Raw genomic sequence first — 19,733 nt, forward strand, 5'->3', positions numbered from 1 at the left:
GCCATGCTGCCCTCTTTCAGAGGGCAGCATGGCGACGGCCTGCCCCATCCCTGGCACGAATCTTCTCATGAGACCCTCAGCGATTCCGCCGAGCCTGCCTTGTTCGGGGACCTCCCATTACCCGGCTAACCGGCTTCAGCTTCGACACCACACATAAGCGACCTTCTCCACCCTTCAAGGAGTAGTTGTGCGCTCCCGAAGTATCCTCGCCATAATGTCTGCTTTCTCGATATCATTCTTGGCGCCCCTGTCTGCCTCCGCGGAGCGGACACAGCTTCCTCCCGAAAGGGACATTGCGGTCCCGGCCACGCAGGCTGTCGTGCCTGCGAGCATCGAGGAGGGCAAGCGTACGGAGGTGCTGGGCAGCGGGTGGCAGAAGTCGTCCGATCGGGCGGTGACCACCGTGGGTGACGCCACCGGTTTTCATGTGCTGGTGGCCGATGCCAAGGACGGCTACCGGTGGCGTACGGCCGCGTCGCTGTCAGAGCCCGGCCTCGACACCGACGCGTGGATCGGCAACCTTTGCGTGACCGCCTCCGGCAAGAAGGCCGTGGTCGTCTATGCGCCGCGGACGTTTACCAACGAGAGCGAGTTGAACGAGCGCGGCGGGTTCACCGCGATCGTTGACCTGGACGGCAGCCCGGTGCGCAAGTTGCCGTTGCAAACGACGCTGGCGTATTTCAACCCCGGATGTGGCCCGTCAGAATCGGTCGTTCTTACCCAGGACGGCACCGAGGATCGCGGCGCCACCCGCCTGTTCGAGCTGAACTCCACCACCGGCAAAGTGGCCACGCCGATCCAGGTACCAGGCCAGCTCACCTCGGCGGTACCGGTCACCGGCGGGATCGTCGCCGCCGACTCCGGCGCGGTAGTGCGGGTACACCCCAACGGCAGGCGCACGGTGGTGGCGCAGGCCAAGGGAGTGCCGTACCGGCTGACCCCTGATGCCAACGGCGGTCTGGTGTACGCCCAGGTCGAGGGCGCGCGAACGGCTTCGGTCCGTCGTGTGGAGCTGAATGCGGCCCAGAAGACAGGCGACGCGGTGACCACGCTGGCCACCGGCGGCTTGACGGAGCTGAGCGTGCGCCCGGCCCGCGGCGGCCATGTGTTCGTCACCGGCGCCAAGGCCACCAAGGCCGCACTCCCGGCTCTGCCAGGCAGCGTGAAGTTCGCGGACGTGCCGCACCATGCCGCGCTGTCACTGTCGGGTGAGGTGGCGGTGACGTCGGTGCTGCGCACGCACGCCAAGGATCCACGTGTACCGCCGGCCGATCCCAGCATCCCGCAAAAGGTGGACATCACCGCGACCTCGCTGGCCACCGGCAGGAGCTTCACCCTGTCGGTGACCCCCGTCATGGGTGCGGGGGAGGGGGCGCAGCCGAGTCCAGCGCTGGGTGTGAGAGCGGTCGCGGCGGGTGACCCGAACGATCCGGCGGACGGTGATCAGCGGTACTGCTCGGTGGCCCGTAACGATCCGGCAAATCAGGCCATGCAGCCCAAGCCGCGCCAGGTGGAGTGGGCGGTCGACCAGGCCGTGCTCGGCACGCTGAGTGTGGCGCGGCCGGCGAACTGGAAGAACCTGGGCATGCCCGCCTACTCGCCGCAGGGCCTGTTCCCGTTGCGGGCCGTCGACGGCGGCGGTTACATTCCTCCGCAGATCATGATGGGTGTGGCGGTGCAGGAGTCCAACACCTGGCAGGCCGCCCGCTTCGCCATCCCCGGGGTGACGGCCAACCCTTTGATCGGCAACTACTTCGGTATCGACTACTACAACGATGACGAGGGCGACGACTGGTCGATCGATTGGGCCGGGGCCGACTGCGGTTACGGCATCATGCAGATCACCGACCAGATGCGGTTGTCCGGCAAGGAGAAGCCGGGTGAGCCCGACGCGTTCCCCTATACCACGCAGCGGGCGATCGCGCTGGACTTCACCGTCAACATCGCCAGGGGCCAGCAGATGCTGGCCGACAAGTGGAACCAGACGCGGCGTGCTGGTCTGATCGTCAACAACGGTACGACCAAGGGGCTGGAGAACTGGTTCTTCGCGGTGTGGGCCTACAACTCCGGCCTTCATCAGCCGAGCGGGTCGAACCCGTGGGGGCTGGGCTGGCTGAACAACCCGGTCAACCCGCGCTACCCGGCCGACCGTCCGCCGTTCATGGAGACCTCCTACGCCGATTCGGCCCACCCGCAGGACTGGCCCTACCCGGAGAAGGTGCTGGGTTTTGCCGGTCACCCGATCGAGCTGATCGAGAGCCCTGGCACTTTGGTCTATTCCCACCGCTACGCCTGGTGGAACAGTGTCGACGACCGGATCGCCGTCAAGCCGCCGCGCACGCTCTTTTGTACCAGCAGCAATGACTGCTACCCGAACGAGTCCCACACCCCGAACGACCCTGAGGTGATCGGCGAGCCGGCCGGCCCCTGCGCGCACAAGAACAGCCTGGGCAAGTACGACCTGAAATGCTGGTGGCACACCGCCGCCACGTGGAAGGAGCAGTGTCAGGTCACCTGCGGCAACGAGCTCATCCGCTTCGACCCCGGATATGCCTATCAGGAGGACGCCACCAACTATCCGCCGGTCTGCTCCACCGCCGGGCTCCCCAGCGGCGCCTTGGTGGTCGACAACCTGCCGCAAAATGTTCCGTCGATCCGCCCGAACTGCACCAAACCAACCAGCTCGGGAACCTTCACCTTCACCTTCAAAGCGGCCTCGGACGGCACCTACCCCGGCAAGATCGACGTTCACCAGATCGGCGCGGCCTACGGCGGCCACTTCTGGATGAGCAACACCCACACCTCGCCCGCCCGGGAGGCGATCGGCACTTGGAAGCTCAACCAGACCCGCACCGGCCCGATGAAAATCATGGCCCACATCCCCGACCCGGGCGCCCGCACCAATCTGGCCGAGTACCGCGTCAACGCCGACGGCGGCGAACGGCGCCGCACCGTCAACCAGACCGGCCCCGGTGGCAATCGGTGGGTCAACCTCGGCACCTTCATGTTCACCGGCACCACCCCACAGGTCAGCCTCAGCAACCTCACCCCCGACGGCGATGGAACGGCCAGGATCGCCTGGGACGCCGTCGCCTTCATCCCCGTGTCCGGGGACTACCACGAGGAGCCCGTCGAGGCGGTCGCGGTCTTCGACGAGGACCAGAACATCGACACCTCCGCCCCTGCCTCCTGGCTGGCCGGTCCCATCGCCACTCGTGACAGCCTGTACGAATGGGCCGTCAAGTCGACGAACGCCATCCTGGGCGTCACGAATCTGGGCTCGGCCACCCAGCAGGCGATCGTCACCTGGAAGCAGCAGGTCGACTCGGCCGGAAAGGACCCCGTCAACCACCCCGACGGCAACAGCATCGCCAAATGGATCGGCTTCGCCCAGCCCTACACCGACCGGCCGACCAGCCAGCAGCGGCCGAGCTGGTTCAGCGACGTCGAACACTTCAAGATCAGGACCAAGGCGACGGTGTCGTTCGTCACCGAAGGCGTCGGCAACCTCGCCACGATCATCCCCGGCACCGAGTACGTCACCTACGAGCACCAGACCGGTAACTCCCACCTGCCGCCGTTCGCCGTCGACCTGTTCGCCGCCATCGAGCAGGACTACGGGATTACCCGGCCGAACCTGTCCTACCGGATGGTGGACCTGCACGTGCACAACGGCGGCTACACCTCCGCCAACCCCGCACAGGACGGCAAGCTGCCCGGCCGCGCCTACGAGCCAGGAGGACGCCCGCCCGTGCTGACCGACCTGTCCGGCAGCCCGTCACAGGACAACGCCTCCTGCGTCAAGGTACAGACCACGGCAGGCGGATCGACCGGCTACCGGCCGCTGCTGGCCAACTCCGGCCCCGTCGACGCGATGGACGCCTGGATCAACCGCCTCAACGCCGACTCCCGCATCCCCGCCGGCGTCAAGACCCTGGCCGAGGACATCCAGGACATGTTCTTCAACGCCGGCGCCGTGGCCGGGGCCGACGCCTCGATGTTCAACGACGCCCCGCCCATATGGCAAGAACTGCACTTCCTGGCCTGCAAGAACAACAGCGTCAGCAGAGTCGACGCCTTCACGCCGATCCTGCGCTCCAGTTGGATGCCCGACCAGTACCTCTACCACCGAGGCGTGGCCATCAACAGGCAAGGCGCACCCACCGGCGGCAACGCGCCCGTCCTGCGCGGCGACTGGACCATGTTCACCCAGGTCCCCGAGACCGGCTCGGACACCGCCTACGGGCCCTGCCGAGGCATCGGCCTCGACGAGCGCGCCGGTAATCCCTGGGAGATGACGGCAGTGGTGCCGACAGATCCCGGCGTCAACCCACCCTTCAAGAGATTCTGCTCCGCGGCCTGACCCAGCCCGGACCGTCAGCGGGATGACCGCTGACGGTCCGGCAACCTCTGGATGCCGGTCTCGGGGCGTTGGCGGCCTTACTCGGAGCAATTCATGACGGCGGCTCAATGGCCGCGAAGACCATCGTGCGGCCAGGCGAGCATGTCGGCCGGAGATCCCGCGCTCACGCCCGCGAACTGCTCGGGGCCGTGTGGAAGCGAGTGCCGATCGCCGTCGCGCTCAGCCCGCAGGGGGCCAGGTGGGGAGTGCAAAGTCAGCATGCAGGTGTGACTCTCGCACGGCAGTACGGCCTCGTGAGCCGCACCCGATGCCGCGGGATGCCGAAGCAGCGCCGCTGAGATCACGGCGAGGAGGAAGTAGAGCATGACGGTGACAGCGGTGACGGCGTGCAGGCCGTCGGTGAACGCCGCGCGGACCGAGTCGAGCAAGCCGGCGCCTGCTTGCGGGGGCAGGAGCGGAGCGACTGTCACGGCCGCGGCGATGCTCTCGCCGGCGGTTTGCGGCACGCCCGCGGGCAGGACGACATTGCCCTGGTAGACGGCCGTGCCGATGCTGCCCAGGGCGGCGATGCCGGAGGCGACCCTCAATTCCCCGCTGGTGGACCGGAGAGTGGATGCGGCCCCGGCCTTCTCCGGTGGGGTCGAGCCGAGCAGCAGCATGACCGGTAAGCCGATCAAGAACGTCGAGCGCTCCCCGAACGCACTCAGCAGCACTCCGCCGACTCTACGCCGCCCGATCCGGTCGCCGAGCGTCCCCATCGTGACCAGGGGCCGTTCTTGAAACGGCTGGACTGAAGTTGACGGGATCCCGTCTGATCATCGTGATCGGGCGGGATCTTGTCGTTTCAGGGGTTTCCGAATCGGGTTCGTCCTGGTTTGGGAGTCGCGGAGCAGGTGCCTGGGGAGGCCCGGGTGGTATCACGGCGCTGGTGGAGGCCGGAGTTCGCGTCGCTGGGCATGGTGATGCCGGCTCCTGGCTGGGTGCTGCGACAAGGTGATCTGACGTGCAGGTTATGGGACGGGTGGTGGCCTGTTCCGGCCTGTGAGAGGCGAGCGGTCGAGGCGCCCTGCCGGGATCTCGAAGATGTCGGTGGATGTGTCCGGGCTCGTCTGGGGGCTGGTGGGTGTGGCGCCAGGCATCGAGGAAGTGGTCGTTGGCGACCGCAACGAGCAGAGCGACCAGGATGGTCTGAGCGACGCGGCCGTGGGCGAGCCGGTTCTTCGGATCACTCAGGTCGAGGTCGTGGCCCTTGAGGCGGCCGTTCAGCCTCTCCGTCATGGCCCTGACGGTGGAGTACGTCCCCCGCCACGAGGGGCTGAGGTAAGGCAGGTCCTGGCGGAATTTGTCGAGGTGGCCAAGATCGCCGCTGTGCAGGGTGATGGTGTGCTGGTGGCAGATCTTCGGCAGCTCGCTGGGCTTATGGTCGGGTGCCGGGGGCAGGACGCGGGGTTTTGCCGCGGAGTGGGCGGCTCGCTGCCGAGCGTCGGTCAGGTCGATGGAAGTGGGTCGGCCGGGCCCGCGATGGTGAAGGCGGTCGAAGCGGGGGCAGGTGACCGACGGGGAGGTGCCCGCTGCTGGGCACTGCAAGCGGATGGCGCCGTCAGCGTTCGCGCTCTGTTTGAGTGGGCGTTTGATCCGGCAGATTCCGTTTGGCCCCTAGTGTTTTCTGGTGGAAGCGGCCCTTCGGGACGAGATCGCGGATGGTGCCGCCGTGGCGTTATTGCAGGTGAACTGGCAGAGGAGTGCTATCAGCCGGCGGGAGTCGAGGGTTGCCTGCCGCCAAGGAGCGGAACGAAGTGCCACATTTTGGGACCAAACGGGAACCTGGTTGTAGAGGTGGCTCTATCTGGACAGTCGATCACCTGTGCCGGTTCGCGATATCCACACCAAACGCACTAATGCGACATATGTGCCAGGGGACAGACCAGGCGAAGTATGACATACAGAGGCTAAACGCCCACTGAGAGCCCGCCGACGCCCCCGGCCACCATCGCGTGGCGGTCGGCAACACCCGCTGCGAGGCAGGGGTTGACGGCGCTGGTGTAGACGGAGCCGACCAGGCGCCGGATGTCCGGCCGCCACCGGGCGGCCTTGCCCAGGTCCAGCCGCTCACGCGCCAGCGCCTTCAGCGCCCCGTAGTCGGTGTAGACCTGCACCCGTCACAGCTTCTGATCGGGCAGATCGGCCAGCGCGGGCCGGTACTCCTTGCCCCACAGATGCGCGAGCCCGAACACCAGATCAACAACATACGATCCGGTACCGGTGACAGTCATAGGCGCCGCGTCCGGTGAGTGCACTTGAGCGCTTCCCGGTCAGGGCCGACGGATCCCGTTGGGACCACAAGGTCAGTCAGCCGATGGGTCAGACCCTGCCGAGAAGCGCTCATCTACCTCATCACTGTCAGCCGAGGTCCGCTTCATGTTCATGGCCGCTCTCGTTCGGAAGGAACGTCGCGCCGAGCCGCCGAGGGGATGGATCTGGATGCCCTCGGCTCAGCCGTGCAGGGTGGGCCGGTAGATGAGCTCTTGGATACGGCCGTCGAGCGTCCGGCTCTGCAGCAGCTCGAGGTCGAAGTCGGCCGCGCCCTGGAAGATCGGGGCGGTTCCGGTTTGTCCGGTGATCACGGGGAAGATCGTCACCTGGACGTGGTCGACCAGGCCGGCGGCCATGAGCGCCCGGTTCATGGACAGGCTGCCGTGCGAGCGCAGGGGCACGTCGGACTCCTCCTTGAGCCGGGCGACGACGTCGACGGCGTCGCCGCTCACGAGGGTCGCGTTCGGCCAGGTGAGGGGGCCTTCGAGAGTGGTCGAGACCACTGTCATCGGCAGGTTCCTCAGCCGGGTGTTCACCGGATCGCTCACCTCGGGCTCGGTGCCGGGGTCCAGCAGCTGCGCGGATTCCCGGTAGGTGTTGGCCCCGAAGACCATCCGCTGCTTCTCTCCGTACAAGGCGAAGCGGTAGTCGAGAAACTCGGGGCCTTGCTTGCCCCAGTAGCCGCCCCAGTCGCCGTCGCCGCCGTAGGAGCCGTAGCCGTCGAGGGTGGAATAGACGTCCCAGGTGTAGGTCGCGGTCATGGTGTGCTCCTTGCGTGAGGTTGATCGGGCGTGGTTGCGGTGGTCAGGCCGATCACGTGATTCTCGGGGTCGGTGAACTGGCCCAACTCGATGGTGGTTCCCGGCACGATGTCCGGGCCGACCAGTCGGCGACCGCCCAACTCTTCGGCCCTGTCCAGAACCGTCCCGACATCGGGCACCTCGACGTAGACGGTGACGTGCCGGCTGTCACCGTCGTCACCGGAGCCGATGCCGACGGTGATCCCGTCCGGCCCGCTCGGCTGGACCAGGCCGTAGCCACCAGGGCCGCGGGGCTCGATCTTCCAGCCGAACAATTGGGCATAGAAGGCGTGCAGCGCCGCAGCATCGCCACCGACGATCTCGAAGTGCACGACGGGTTGGGACATGGCTTCTCCTCGATCCGGGTCACATCGATGAGCGTTCATGGCTCGGGGTGGCCGGCGTCGCCGTTCCGGCTTCGAGCAGCGGGTCGGCGTCCGTCGCCGTGTCGTCGCCGCCGTGCGAGTTCCGCACGTGTCTGAATGCCTGCACAACGAGAACGGCCAGGCCGACGTAGGTGATGGCGCTGACGGTGCCCACCACGTGCACGCCGGAGGTGAAGGCGTCGCGGGCGGCGGCCAGCAGGTCGCCGCCCTGCTCTGTGGGCAACTGACCGGCCGCCGCGACCGCGCGGTCGATGCTTTCCCGGGCTGCGTCCGCCGCATCAGCAGGTGTCGCGCCGAGACCGCCCTCCACGTTTCGCCGATACACCGCGGTCCCGAGCGTTGCGAGCGTGGCGATGCCGAACCCGATCCCGAATTCGGCGGACGTCTGGACGATCGACGCTCCTGAACCGGCCTTGTCCGGCGGAACGGCCCCCATGGCCAGGTGATTGCAGAGCGCGGCCAGCGGAGCGGTGCCGAGCATGACGACACACATCGCGATGAAGATCGTCATCGGCCCGGACGTCGAGTCGGCCAGCGTGAAGATGACGTAGCCGACACCCGCGACGATCAGCCCGCCCGCGATCAAGTACGCCGGGGGGATGTGGTTCGCCGCCGAAGGAGTGGCCAGATTGCCGATGATCATCAGCACGTTGGGCACCAGCAGGAGCAAACCTGCCGCCAGCGGGGTGAGGCCTGCGACGTTCTGCAGGTACTGCGTGACGAGCAGGAGGGTGCCGGCACCCACGACGGCGGTGACGAACATCAAGGTCAGGGCGGAGCTGAAGGTGCGGTTGCCGAACATGCGCAGATCGAGCAGCGGGTGCTCCAGGCGCCGCTGCCGCTGGACGAACACCAGCCCTACCGTGATACCGAACACCAGCGTCCCGGCGGGAAGCCATTGCCAGCCGTTGCGAGCAAGTTCCTTGAGCCCGTAGACGAACGGCAAGATCGCTGCGAGGGACAGCACGACGCTGACCGGGTCGAGCTTGCCGGCCCGTGGCGCCGTCTGCTCGGGGAGCAGGAAGCGGCCGAACGTCAGCAGCAGCACGATTCCCGGCACGGACACCAAGAAGACCGAACCCCACCAGAAGTACTCCAGCAGGATGCCGCCGACGAGCGGGCCGAGCGTCGCCCCGCCCATGAAACAGGCCAGATAGATGGCCAGTGCGCGGCGGCTTTGCCGCGGGTCGGTGAACATGCCGGTGATCAGGGCCAGCACCGACGGCGTCACCGCGGCACCCGCGACGCCGAGCAGCGCACGGCTGGCGATGAGCATCTCCGGGCTGACGGAGAACGCCGCCGCCACCGAGGCGATGCCGAACACCGCGGCGCCGAGGAGCAACAGCCTTCTCCTGCCGATCCGGTCACCGAGGGTGCCCATGGTGACCAGCAAACCCGCGATCATGAGGCCGTAGATGTCCACGATCCACAGCTGCTGGATGCCGCTGGGTGCAAGGTCGGCGGTGAGGCGTGGTACGGCCAGGTACAGCACGGAGAAGTCCATGGTGACGAGGAACGTGGGCACGCTGAGCACGGCAAGCCCGACCCATTCCCGCCGCCCGGCTCCGGGTTTCGCATTTCCAGTGGTCACGATCTACTCCAGTCGGTGGTGCTCAGCTTCTGGTCCACCGATCCGCCGGTCGTGGTGATCGCCGCGATAGCCCGGCTCGGGGTGACCTCCGGATGGCGGTGGTGCTTCGACGCTAGGGCGATCGACCGGTATCCGAATCCGTAGCGGTATCAGTGATGTGCACGGCCGGTACGGCGGTAGTCTGGCCGTCATGCTTCGCGGCCGGCAGGTGGAGTGTGCCGCCATCGACACCCTGCTCAAGCAGGTCCGGCACGGGGTGAGTGGCGTGCTGCTGGTGCGCGGGGAGCCCGGGATCGGGAAGACCGCCCTGCTGGAGTACGCCCTGGGCGCGGTGGGCGAGGACGTCCGGGTCCTGCAGTGCATGGGCTACGAGTCGGAGAGCCAGGTGCCGTTCGCCGGGCTGCACCAGGCGCTCCGCCCGGTCCTTGACCATCTGCCGGCGCTGGCCGGACCGCAGCGCCGGGCGTTGTCCGGTGCGTTCGGGCTCGGGGAGGCTGCGCGGGACCGGTTCATGATCGGCGCGGCGGTGTTGTCGCTGCTGGCCGAAGCGTCCGAAGTGTCGCCCCTGCTGGTTCTGATCGACGATGCGCACTGGCTGGACCGGGCATCGCTGGATGCGTGGATGTTCGCCGCGCGCAGGCTGGGGCGCGAGGCCGTCGGCGTGCTGATCGCCACCCGGGACGAGCCTGGCGCGCCGGATGCCGCCGGCCTCCCGCAGATCACCCTCGCCGGCCTACCGGCAGACGAAGCCGCGCTGCTGCTCGATGATCTCGGTTTCGCCGGCGTCGCCCGGACCGAGCTGGTCGCATCGACCGAAGGCAATCCATTGGCGCTGCGTGAACTTGCAGCCGCGGGCCCGATGTCGTACGAGGGCCCCATACGGTTGACCGATCGGCTGGCGCAGGCGTTCGGGCGACAGATCGCGGCACTCCCGCCCAGTACGCGCAGGTTTCTGACACTCGCAGCGGCCGACGACACCGGTGATCTCGCAACCATTCACCGGGCGGCTCCGTCGGTCGGTACATCGCTCGCCGATCTGACCGCGGCAGAATCAGCCGGACTGGTCCGGGCGGCCCAGGGCGCGCTGATCTTCCGGCACCCGTTGTTGCGCTCGGCCGCGTATCACGGTGCGCCACTGGCCGATCGGCTGGAGTCTCATCGCGCCCTGGCCGCGGTCACCAGCAACGAATATCGGCGCGTCTGGCATCTGGCCGCGGCGACGATCGGACGCGACGACGCGATCGCCGACGCGCTGGAGCAGGCGGGCAGGCGCGCGACGGCTCGGGGTGCCCACGGCGCGGCATCGTCGGCCTTCAGGAGGGCTGCTGAACTTTCGACCGAGGCGGGCGATGCGGCACGCCGCATGACCGACGCAGCCGAAGCGGCTGTCGACGCTGGCAGGATCGAATGGGCCAAGGCCACGGCGTTGCAGACCCTTCCCGCGGCCGGCGGCCCGTTGCAGAGCGCACGGCTGCTCGAGGTCGCCGGTCGCGCCGAATTCGCGGCCCGTAACCTGAACGAGGCCTATGGCCACCTCCTGGCGGCCAGCGCGGCCATGGCGGCAGACGACGGCGAGCGCGCGTTCTGGCTGGGGCTGACCGCTGTGCACACCATCTGGTCAATGCCCACCGACCCGGACAAGCTCGTCGCCACTGTCGATCATCTGGCTTCGCTGGCACCTGCCGGCACCTCACTGGATACCGTTGCGTGGCTCGCGAAATGGGCTGCGGTGGCAGCCCTCGTGAGCGACCCACGTGGCTACCCCGAACTGGATCCGCTGCTCCTTCGCGCAGCCCGCGTCGCCAGGAAGCGTGGACCCGAGGCCCTCGCCGAGGTGATGAGCTTCGCGGTAATGCTGAACCGGGACAAAACATCGTCGGAGATCGCCACCGAGCTCATCCAGGGTGCCCGCGAGCGGGGCGCGGTCGCGGTGCTTCCATCGGCGCTTGCCCAGCTCAGCCTGAGCCAGGTCTTCCTCGGCCGGTATCGGGACGCGCTGATCAGCGGCACCGAAGCGGTCACGCTGGGCCGTGACATCGGTCAGCAGCTCTGGGCCGCGTACGCGAGCTCCGCGTTGGCCTACCTGGCGGCGATCCAGGGCGATGAGAGGCGTTGCCTCGAGATGGCGGGCATCGACGCAGGTTCTCCGGGTGACGAGCGTGCGACGGGCACGCAGGCCCGCGCGGCCCTCGGCCTGCTCTGTCTGGGACTCGGCCGGATCGCCGAGGCGTACGAACGTCTCGCCGGCGTGCAACGGGGACCGATCCGGCACCTGTCCGCCGTCCAGCGCAGCGTGCCCGACTTTGTCGAAGCCGCCGTCCGGATCGGCCGTGCCAACGAGGCAGCCGAGGCGATGCGGCGATGCGCGACCTGGGCGGCGGTCATGGATGAGCCGTGGACCGACGCCTTGGTGTTGCGATGTCGGGCGCTGCTTGCGACCGACGATTCGGCGGAGGAGCTGTACGTTCAAGCACTGGCACGTCACCCGGTCGACGAACGGCCCTTCGATCGTGCCCGGACCACCCTGCTTTACGGCGAATGGCTACGCCGCGCCCGTCGCAAGAGCGAGGCCCGCGAGCACCTGAACGTCGCACGTCGTCTGTTCGACCAGCTGGGCGCCCGCCCCTGGGCGGAGCGTGCAACGGGTGAACTGGCCGCGATCGACGGCTCAAGTCAGCAACATACGACACTGGCCGAGGCCAATCGACTGACACCGCAGGAACTGCAGATCGCCGAGCTCGCCGCAGCCGGCCTGTCCAATCGCGACATCGCGGCACAACTCTTCCTCAGTCCGCGCACCGTCGAATACCACCTGTACAAGGTCTATCCGAAACTTGATATCCGCTCCCGCGCCGAGCTCAGCAAGGTGCTTCATTGATCAGCTACCGTTCGGATGCACGATCGGGTGGCCACGGCCCCCCGCGCGCGCGGGGCTCTGATCCACTTCTTGTGAAGCGATCACATGGCGTGACGTACTCGGGGATGATCAAGGTTCGTGTGACTGCGGACTGCCTTCGGCCATTTGGGGCCACTGGGATTCGGTGACCGTGGAGGACATCGCCGCCGACGACGCGTCGATAGCGATCTCAGTGAGAACCTCGACGACGACCGCGGCGTGTCCCACCTGCGGGACAGTGTCGGATCGGCGGCATGGCGGGTATCGGCGTAGGTTGGCCGATCTGGCGGTGGCGGGCTGCAGGACAGTGATCAGCCTGCTGGTCAGCCGGTTCGCCTGCCGAGCCGCGGAGTGCCCACGCAAGACGTTCGTTGAGCAGGTGGACGGCTTGACCGAGCCGTTCGCACGTCGCACACCGCTGTTACGGCGATTGCTGGAGCGCGTTGTGCTGGCCACCGGTGGACGGCCCGCGGCCCGGCTGACCGCACATCTGGCGGTGACCGCAAGCGCGAACTCGTTGCTTCGGCTGATTCGCAAGCTTCCCGACAAGGTCGTCGGGTCGGCACCTCGAGTGCTGGGCGTGGACGATTTCGCGACCCGGAAGGGCCACATCTACGCCACGATCTTGGTGGACATGGAGACCGGGGAGCGTGTAGATGTGCTGCCCGATCGCACCGCGGACACGTTCGCCGCCTGGCTGCGTGCCCATCCCGGCGTGCAGTTGGTGTGTCGCGACCGCGGTGGCGCGTATGCCGAGGCCGTACGCAGCGCCGCTCCGGACGCCGTGCAGGTCGCGGACAGGTTCCACGTCTGGAAGAACCTGTGCGACGCGGTTGACAAGTGTGTGGCGGCGCACCGGGTCTGTCTGGCCGAGACCGCGGCTGAGGTGGCCGATCAGGACGGGACGCCGAGCACGGCGGATCAGCCTGCCCCGGTGCCACCGCAGGTGGAAGGACGCCGCGCTGCCACGCGGCGCGAACGGCACGCGGCCGTGCACGCGCTGCTGGACAAGGGGGTGGGGATCTCCGCGATCGCCCAGGCACTGGGTCTGGACCGCAAGACGGTGCGCCGTTATGCCCAAGCCCCCTCCCCGCAGGACATGCTCAGCGGACCAGTACGGCGGGGCACCTGCGTCGACGCGTTTCTGCCCTACCTCCATCAGCGCTGGAACGAGGGCTGTACTGACACCGCCCGGCTGTTCGCCGAGATCCAGCGGCAGGGCTACCAGGGCAGCAAGCGCACCCTGCGCCGGCACTTCCAAGATCTCCGGGCTGGTGGGGTGCCTGCGCCGAAGGCGGGCGAGGAACTCACCGTCCGCCGCGCTACGCGCCTGCTCACCAGCCACCCGGACCACCTTGACGAGGCCGGAACCCTGCGGCTGAAGAAGCTGCGGGCTCGGTGTCCCGAACTGGACGCCGTCGCGGGCTGCGTGGCTGCCTTCGCCACGATGATGACTAACAGAAACGGTCACTTGCTGTCTGAGTGGCTCCACCAAGCCGAAGCCACTGGCTTCCAGCCGCTGCGCAGCCTGGTTCGCGGCTTGCGCCAGGACTTCGATGCCGTCACGGCCGGACTGACTCTGGACTGGAACTCCGGCCGTGTGGAGGGCAACGTGAACAGGATTAAGCGGATCAAAAGGGACGGCTATGGGCGCGCCGGCTTCGATCTTCTTCGTCTTCAGATCCTCCACGCCGACTGAGCATGATCACACTCTGTCACTGGGTCACAAGAAGTGGATCAGAACCCCTCAACCCGGCCACCTGCGGCTACTTTTGCACGGCCACGGACAGGCCCTACGCGTTGAAGCGGTACAGGTGTTATCCCGCCCAGGTCACATCGAAGATGCGTACAACGTGCTCGGATTCGTCGAGGAAGAACGACACCAGTCCACGTCCGCCGAAGACCGTGCGACGAAACCGATCATCATCGCCGATCACCTGAGCGTCCCAAGGTTCTGTGAGTAGGTCGGTGACCCTGACCACCAAAGCGTCCAGTGCTTCGTCGGGAAGGCCCCGCATCTGGGCCAGTGCAGCAGTGTGGAACTCGACACGAAGATCGCTCACCGCGAGGTCGGCCAGCCGGGCACCTGGCCGGCGGCTTCGGCTTCGGTGATGAAGCCCTCGCCGGTCATTGCGGCTCGCGCACGGTCGGCGTAGTCGGGCTGTGAGGCCGCCAGGGCGTACAGATCCCATTCGGCGAGAAAAGTGCGTAGTTTGCGATAGCCCCATGGTTCGTGGGCCACATCGACGGCCTGGCGGTATTCCGCCAGGAACCTCTGGCGTTCCCGCTGGGGCAGCCGAGCCAGGATGTCCTCCGGGTCTGGTTCGGCGGAGTGCGCGGGTTGGGCCGTCATGGCTTCATCTTAGCGTTGCTGGTCTGGCTGTCGCCGCGGTTCGATGGCGTCAATTGCCGCCGCCTCGACGGACCGGAGGAGCGTCTCGTCACGTTGGTCACGGGAAGGGCCGGGGCGTGATTTCTTGGGACCAGTTTGGGACCACACGCCAGCTCGCTGGTAGGACAGTATGCGGGTGAGTGAACATCAGGCATGGCCATAGGTGGATTTGACGTGTGAGAACGCCTCGCTCGCACGTACTGGGGGTCAAGGGGTCGCAGGTTCAAATCCTGTCGTCCCGACGGTCGAAAAGGCCAGCCAATCTGGATGAAGCTCCAGGTCGACTGGCCTTTTTTGTGATCTTCGTTTCGTTGGCCGGTCGGCTGGACAGCCTTCAACTTGGGACCAGATGGGGACCAGCGCCCCGTCAGGTGCGCACTGAGCGCGTTCCCGGCCGCCGCGAGTGAGGCGCCGTCCGGGTGGAGATAGCGCTGCGTGGTGCTCAGCGAGCCGTGACCGGTGATCTTCCTTAGTACGCGCATCGGCACCCCGGCATCGGCCATCCAGGTCAGGCCGGTGTGGCGCAGGTCGTGACGGCGCAGGTGTTCATAGCCCAGCCTGGCCACAACCCTCGTCCCAGTGCGTGGCATCGCGCAGCATGGCTGTGCTGATCTGCCCGCCCTTGGGGCCGGTGAACAGCCGTGCCGCGGGATCGTTTCCCGCGGCGTTGAGCCGCTCCCAGGGCCAGTTGGCGGACCTCTGTGATGAGCGGGACCTTACGCGCCCGTTTGCCCTTGGTCCCCTTGTCCGCCGGTCCTCTGGGGCTGGGGGTGATCTGCCGTCGCACAATGCATGTCCAGGTGTCGATGTCGCCGCCCCGCACGCCGGAGACCTCGCCGATGCGTGCGGCCGTGCAGGCGGCGAAGATCACGATCTTGCCCCAGCCGGGGTAGGAGTCGGCCGAGCGTCCGACGAGGGCGTTGGCCGGCCGCTCCAGCACGGTCCGGTTCGGTAGTGCCAGTGCGCGAGGATCGTCCAGTTCGTCCTTGGCTCTTCGGTATTCGCGCTGCCAGCCGGTGATCCTGGCGGGGTTGCGGTCGATGATGCCGTCGCGGACGGCTTGTTCCATCACCCGGACCAGGGCGGCGAGGCTGTTCTTGACCGTCGAGCGGCTGCACTCATCAGCGATCCAGCCGTGCACGTCCACGCTCACTCGTACTATCTCGGCGGCTGGTGGTCCCTTCGCGCCTGGTCATCTGGGCGAGCTGACCCAGTACCTGCCGTTCGAACTGGTGGACGCGGTGTTGGAGGAGACCGGGGAGGGTGCAGCGCCGGTTGTGGTGTCTGCCGTCGCGGGTGGGGGTGTACTTCGTGCTGGCGCTGTTTCCGCGCCTGGGCTGTGCCCGGGTGTGGGACAAGCTGATGGCCGGGTTGGCCGGTCTGCCGCTCGCCGTGGTGTCGGAGAAGGCGCTGCGTGACCTGCGCCGCCGGTTGGGGGCCGCTCCGCTGGAGGCGTTGTTCGAGGTGCTGGCCGGGCCGGTGGCTCAACCGGCCACTCCTGGGGTGCGGTATCGGCGCCGGCGGATGGTCGCGTTCGATGGGTGCAGTTCGCTGAAGGTGCCTGGCACCGATCGCAACCGGGACTACTTCGGCCGGGCCTGCTATCGGCAGGCGTGGGCGGGATATCCCATGCTCATGCTGATGACGCTGGTGGAGACCGGCACCCGGGCTCTGATCGGGGCGGTGTCCGGCGCGCCGGCTGCCGGAGGACGGGCTGTTCGACCGGTTCGCCTGTCATGCCTCTGAGCTGTGGAGCAACGGCCGTGACGGGTGGCAGCAATCCCAGCCCACGGGCCAGATTCCGAGTGGCTAGCTGGGCGACGATCGGCCCGGACGACCCTGGACCTCAGGAGACGGCGCGGGACCATCATCCCAGCCAGGGGTAGGTATCAGTCCTGATCCCCGGGTTCTCGCCGCCCGCCTCAGCCAGAACGGGGCGTCCGGCCACCGGGTCTCGATCCCGTAGTGATCACGGCGCTCCAGCAGGTAGGACGTGTAGCGGGCGTGGGCGCGGCGCTGGAGGGCGGCCAGCACGCCGTACTGGCCGCTCAGCGCTGCCCGGACTCCCTCCGCCACCTCGAACCCCGAGCGCAGGGCCGTCACGACGCCGGCAGAGGAGAGCGGGTCGAGCGCGCTGCCCGCGTCCCCGGCCGCCGCCCAGCTCTCGCCGTACAGGCGGGTCAGGCAGTGGGAGGCGGCGGGCACGGTACGCAGGGCGGGCGGCGGGCCGGGGCCGCCGAGCAGGTCGAAGACATGGCGGGTACGTCGCAGGAGCCGGTGCCAGCCGCCCGGTGTGGCCGCCGACGTCCGCCGGATCACGTCGGGGTCGCTGAAGAAGCCCACCGTGACCCGGCCCGGGAGCGACGCGCCGCCGACCGCCGCCGCGTACCACCAGCCGTCCTCGGCCGATTCGAGCAACGTCCGGCATGCGGCCTCCGGCGGCCGGTCGAGACGAGCGTGGACGCACATCAGCCGGTCGGCCTGCACCGGCCCGCCGAGCGAACGCGCGAGCACGCCCGCCCGCCCCGAGGCGTCCACCACGAACTCCGCCCGCATGGTGGCCGACGCGCCCGCCGGGTCGTCACGAGCGGCTGGGAGCGAGCCGTCGTCGCAGCCGCGCAGGAGTGAGCCGTCGTCGTCGACGGCCCCGGTGTGCGGGAGCGAGCAGTCGCCGCCTGCGGGTCCGGGGCGCAGCAGCGACAGCCGCCACCCGTCCCCGTCCCGCCGCGCCCCGGTCACCCGTACGCCCTGGAGCACGGTGGCCCCCGCCGAGCGGGCCGCTGCCATCAGGCTCGCGTCGAGCCGGTCGCGGTCGACGAGCCAGCCCCGGCCGAGCGGAGCGGTGAAGGCGTCCCCGAAGGTCAGGTCGGCTGCCCAGGCGGACGCGATGCCCGGCGACGCCGGATGCCCGTCCCGCCCGAACTCCTCCCACACGCCCAGCCGCCGCAGCAGGGGACGGGCCTCGGCCGGGAGCGACTCGTCCATCCGGGGGCGATCCCGGCGATCTTCACCGAGAAGGGCGACCTGCGCACCGCCGGCCCGCAGCGCGAAGGCCGCCGCGCATCCGGCGGGCCCGGCGCCGATCACGGCCACGCGAGCCCGCGGAGCGATCCCCCCGCGCCGATCCGTGCTCCGCCGGCCCGCGCCCCGCCGCGCGAACGCGCCGGCGCCGTCCGTCACGAGCCGGCCCTGGGCGCGCGATCGGCCCCAGGCGCGCGATCGGCCCCAGGTGGGCGATCGGAGCGGGACGTGCGATCGGCTCGGGGTGTGGGGCCGGTTCGGGGCAGGGTGCGTTCGACCTCGACGAACAGAGGGTCGTCGGCGGTGCCGCGGTTGACCACGAAGCCGAGCTGCGACCAGAGCCTCACCATGTCGAGGTCGTCGGCGAACCCGACGTAGTCGTCGGCGTTCTGGTCGCCGTCGGTGCCCACCCAGGGCACCTGACGCAGGCCGTCCGCGTCCTGGACGTAGACGAAGTCGGGCCGCTGCACCGGCCACCACCAGACGAACCGGTCGCCGATCTGCTGCTGCGAGCATTCGTTGAAGTCGGCCTGCCACGGCAGCGCCATGTACTTGGACAGGTCGCCGGGCTCCAGTCCCTGGTGCAGGTCGCCGCCGAGGGAGAGCGGGGGCCGCACGTCCGGCTTGCGGCGGATGCGGAACGGTTCGGCGTACAGGTCCGGGTTGCGGCAGATCCAGGTCATCTCGATGCCGGGGGAGAAGGCGCCGCCGACGCAGGCGTCCAACGGGACCCGGTCCCGCAGCTCGGCGGGTGCCGGCTCGGGCGCGCCCTTGACGGTGAAGTCGCCGGCGGCCCACTGCTGCAGGAAGAAGAACTGCGTCCTGGTCAGGGTGAGGTAGCGCGAGGCCAGCGGTCCCGGCTTGAAGCAGTTGTCCCCGCACAGGAAGGGCATCATGGGCAGCCCGCCGTCGGGCGAGGCGAACAGGTCGGGCGTGTCGGGCGGCCGGATGAGGTCCAGGTAGAAGCGCCGCATCCCGTTGAAGACAGGAGAGGGGTCGCCCAGCTTGCCGAGGTCGGGGTCGTGCGGATGGGAGGGGATCGCGACGACCCAGCCGTAATGGTGGGCCCGCTCCAGGATCGGCTTGATGTCGGCCTCCCAGTCGGGCAGGTGGTCACGCCGCCAGAGGCCGTCGTGGAAGATGTCGGGCCGCAGCCCCAGGTCGCGCACCGCGACGTCGAAGATCGTGTCGTACAGGGTGACGAGGTTGGACAGTTCGGGGGCGAACCGGGGCGGGGCGCAGATCACCCAGGCGGAGGTGTCCACGTCCACGACCCGGCCGTCCGTCATGACGACCCGCGCGGTCACCGGGCCGTCGGAGGTGTCGTCCCACCAGGTGTCGTTGTTGGCGTAGTCGTCGGCCACCGGCTCGGCGGCCGAGCTGCCCGAGGCGCCGAAGCCGCCCAGCACGATGAGCCGTCCCTCCCGGTCGGTGCGCAGCTCGCCGAGACTGTCTATGGACGACGGCTGCAGACGCTCCGGCGGGAACGTCATCGGGTAGCCGTCGGGGTTGTCGGTCCGGGAGAAGGCGACCGACTGCCCCGCCTCCTTCAGCGTGCGCGGCCCCGGATCGATGATCATCTTCACCCGCTCGGCCGGGTCGGTCACCGCCGCGTTGCGCAGCGGGTGATCGGGGGCGTAGCCCGACTCCCCGGCGTTGACGATGAACTCGTACCAGATCGCCTTCTTGTTGGCGAGGTGGACGGTCCACTCGATCCGCTCCACCCCGTCCTGACCTGGACGCACCGGGCGGCCGGGGTCGGTCTCGTCGCGGTAGGAGTAGACCTCGAACCGCTCGCCCTGCCTGCGCAGACGCCCGTTCTTGTCGCGGAAGTCGGCGGGGGTGAACGTCCCGCCGTCGGGCAGGATCGGCAGGCTGCCGGGCCGTTCCGGGGCGAGGTAGAACTCGGGGCTGTCGCCGACCCTGACGACGCCGACGGCCGGATGGATGCGATACGACATGGCGGTGGAT

Annotated in this window: 14 protein-coding genes and 1 pseudogene; 4 read left to right on the top strand and 11 right to left on the bottom strand. The window is 68.4% G+C overall.

Going from position 1 to position 19,733, the window contains the following annotated elements; genetic code table 11:
- Positions 1-319 precede the first annotated feature (319 nt).
- Positions 320-4,363 carry a golvesin C-terminal-like domain-containing protein gene (locus KME77_RS07500; RefSeq protein WP_219463314.1) on the top strand — a complete coding sequence of 1,348 codons (4,044 nt, stop codon included), beginning with the start codon at positions 320-322 and terminating at the stop codon, positions 4,361-4,363.
- Between the two features lie 104 nt (positions 4,364-4,467).
- Here KME77_RS07500 and KME77_RS07505 read toward each other — a convergent pair whose 3' ends face one another.
- The 5 genes from KME77_RS07505 to KME77_RS07530 form a co-directional block, all read right to left on the bottom strand.
- Positions 4,468-5,076 carry an MFS transporter gene (locus tag KME77_RS07505; RefSeq protein ID WP_219463315.1) on the bottom strand — a complete coding sequence of 203 codons (609 nt, stop codon included), beginning with the start codon at positions 5,074-5,076 and terminating at the stop codon, positions 4,468-4,470.
- A gap of 1,236 nt (positions 5,077-6,312) precedes the next feature.
- Positions 6,313-6,519 carry a hypothetical protein gene (locus KME77_RS07510; RefSeq protein ID WP_219463318.1) on the bottom strand — a complete coding sequence of 69 codons (207 nt, stop codon included), beginning with the start codon at positions 6,517-6,519 and terminating at the stop codon, positions 6,313-6,315.
- 336 nt (positions 6,520-6,855) lie between these two features.
- Positions 6,856-7,437 (bottom strand): dihydrofolate reductase family protein, encoded by a 582-nt coding sequence (locus KME77_RS07520; RefSeq protein WP_219463324.1) that lies wholly within the window; start codon positions 7,435-7,437, stop codon positions 6,856-6,858.
- Entirely contained in the window at positions 7,434-7,823 is a 390-nt protein-coding gene (locus KME77_RS07525) for a VOC family protein (RefSeq protein ID WP_219463326.1), read from the bottom strand. The genes KME77_RS07520 and KME77_RS07525 overlap by 4 nt, the downstream gene beginning before the upstream one ends.
- Positions 7,824-7,842: 19 nt before the next feature.
- Positions 7,843-9,453: an MFS transporter gene (locus KME77_RS07530; RefSeq protein ID WP_308250602.1), complete on the bottom strand. Its 1,611-nt coding sequence runs from the start codon at positions 9,451-9,453 to the stop codon at positions 7,843-7,845.
- 190 nt (positions 9,454-9,643) lie between these two features.
- Between KME77_RS07530 and KME77_RS07535 the strand changes: the two genes are divergently transcribed.
- Together KME77_RS07535 and KME77_RS07540 are read left to right on the top strand one after the other, a co-directional pair.
- Positions 9,644-12,331, top strand: coding sequence for a helix-turn-helix transcriptional regulator (locus tag KME77_RS07535; RefSeq protein ID WP_219463328.1), 2,688 nt, complete (start codon positions 9,644-9,646; stop codon positions 12,329-12,331).
- Between the two features lie 211 nt (positions 12,332-12,542).
- Positions 12,543-14,048: an ISL3 family transposase gene (locus KME77_RS07540; RefSeq protein ID WP_308250603.1), complete on the top strand. Its 1,506-nt coding sequence runs from the start codon at positions 12,543-12,545 to the stop codon at positions 14,046-14,048.
- A 118-nt stretch (positions 14,049-14,166) separates the two neighbouring features.
- Here the strand turns inward: KME77_RS07540 and KME77_RS07545 are convergent, their stop codons facing one another.
- Genes KME77_RS07545 through KME77_RS07560 form a run of 4 tightly spaced genes read right to left on the bottom strand, consistent with a single transcriptional unit; the run spans position 14,167 to position 15,888 of the window.
- A complete protein-coding gene (locus tag KME77_RS07545) occupies positions 14,167-14,412 on the bottom strand; it encodes a hypothetical protein (protein WP_219463332.1) in 246 nt (81 codons plus the stop codon).
- Entirely contained in the window at positions 14,409-14,702 is a 294-nt protein-coding gene (locus KME77_RS07550; protein WP_219463334.1) for a DUF6247 family protein, read from the bottom strand. Before KME77_RS07550 ends, KME77_RS07545 begins: the two co-directional genes overlap by 4 nt.
- Positions 14,699-15,331, bottom strand: coding sequence for a tyrosine-type recombinase/integrase (locus KME77_RS30480; RefSeq protein WP_372451150.1), 633 nt, complete (start codon positions 15,329-15,331; stop codon positions 14,699-14,701). The genes KME77_RS07550 and KME77_RS30480 overlap by 4 nt, the downstream gene beginning before the upstream one ends.
- Complete coding sequence (locus KME77_RS07560; RefSeq protein ID WP_219463337.1) at positions 15,250-15,888, bottom strand: site-specific integrase; 639 nt, start codon at positions 15,886-15,888, stop codon at positions 15,250-15,252. Before KME77_RS07560 ends, KME77_RS30480 begins: the two co-directional genes overlap by 82 nt.
- Between KME77_RS07560 and KME77_RS07565 the strand changes: the two are divergent.
- A pseudogene (locus KME77_RS07565) lies at positions 15,869-16,433 on the top strand (transposase domain-containing protein); the annotation flags it as partial. The gene KME77_RS07560 and the pseudogene KME77_RS07565 overlap by 20 nt on opposite strands.
- Positions 16,434-16,550: 117 nt before the next feature.
- On the opposite strand, the gene KME77_RS07570 reads toward KME77_RS07565, so the two are convergent.
- Together KME77_RS07570 and KME77_RS07575 are read right to left on the bottom strand one after the other, a co-directional pair.
- Positions 16,551-17,834, bottom strand: a complete 1,284-nt coding sequence (locus KME77_RS07570; RefSeq protein WP_219463341.1) for an FAD-dependent monooxygenase — start codon at positions 17,832-17,834, stop codon at positions 16,551-16,553.
- An 83-nt stretch (positions 17,835-17,917) separates the two neighbouring features.
- Positions 17,918-19,723, bottom strand: coding sequence for a LodA/GoxA family CTQ-dependent oxidase (locus KME77_RS07575; protein WP_219463343.1), 1,806 nt, complete (start codon positions 19,721-19,723; stop codon positions 17,918-17,920).
- Between the last annotated feature and the right edge of the window lie 10 nt (positions 19,724-19,733).

The sequence above is a fragment of the Nonomuraea rhizosphaerae genome (assembly GCF_019396405.1).
GTDB classification, from domain to species: domain Bacteria; phylum Actinomycetota; class Actinomycetes; order Streptosporangiales; family Streptosporangiaceae; genus Nonomuraea; species Nonomuraea rhizosphaerae.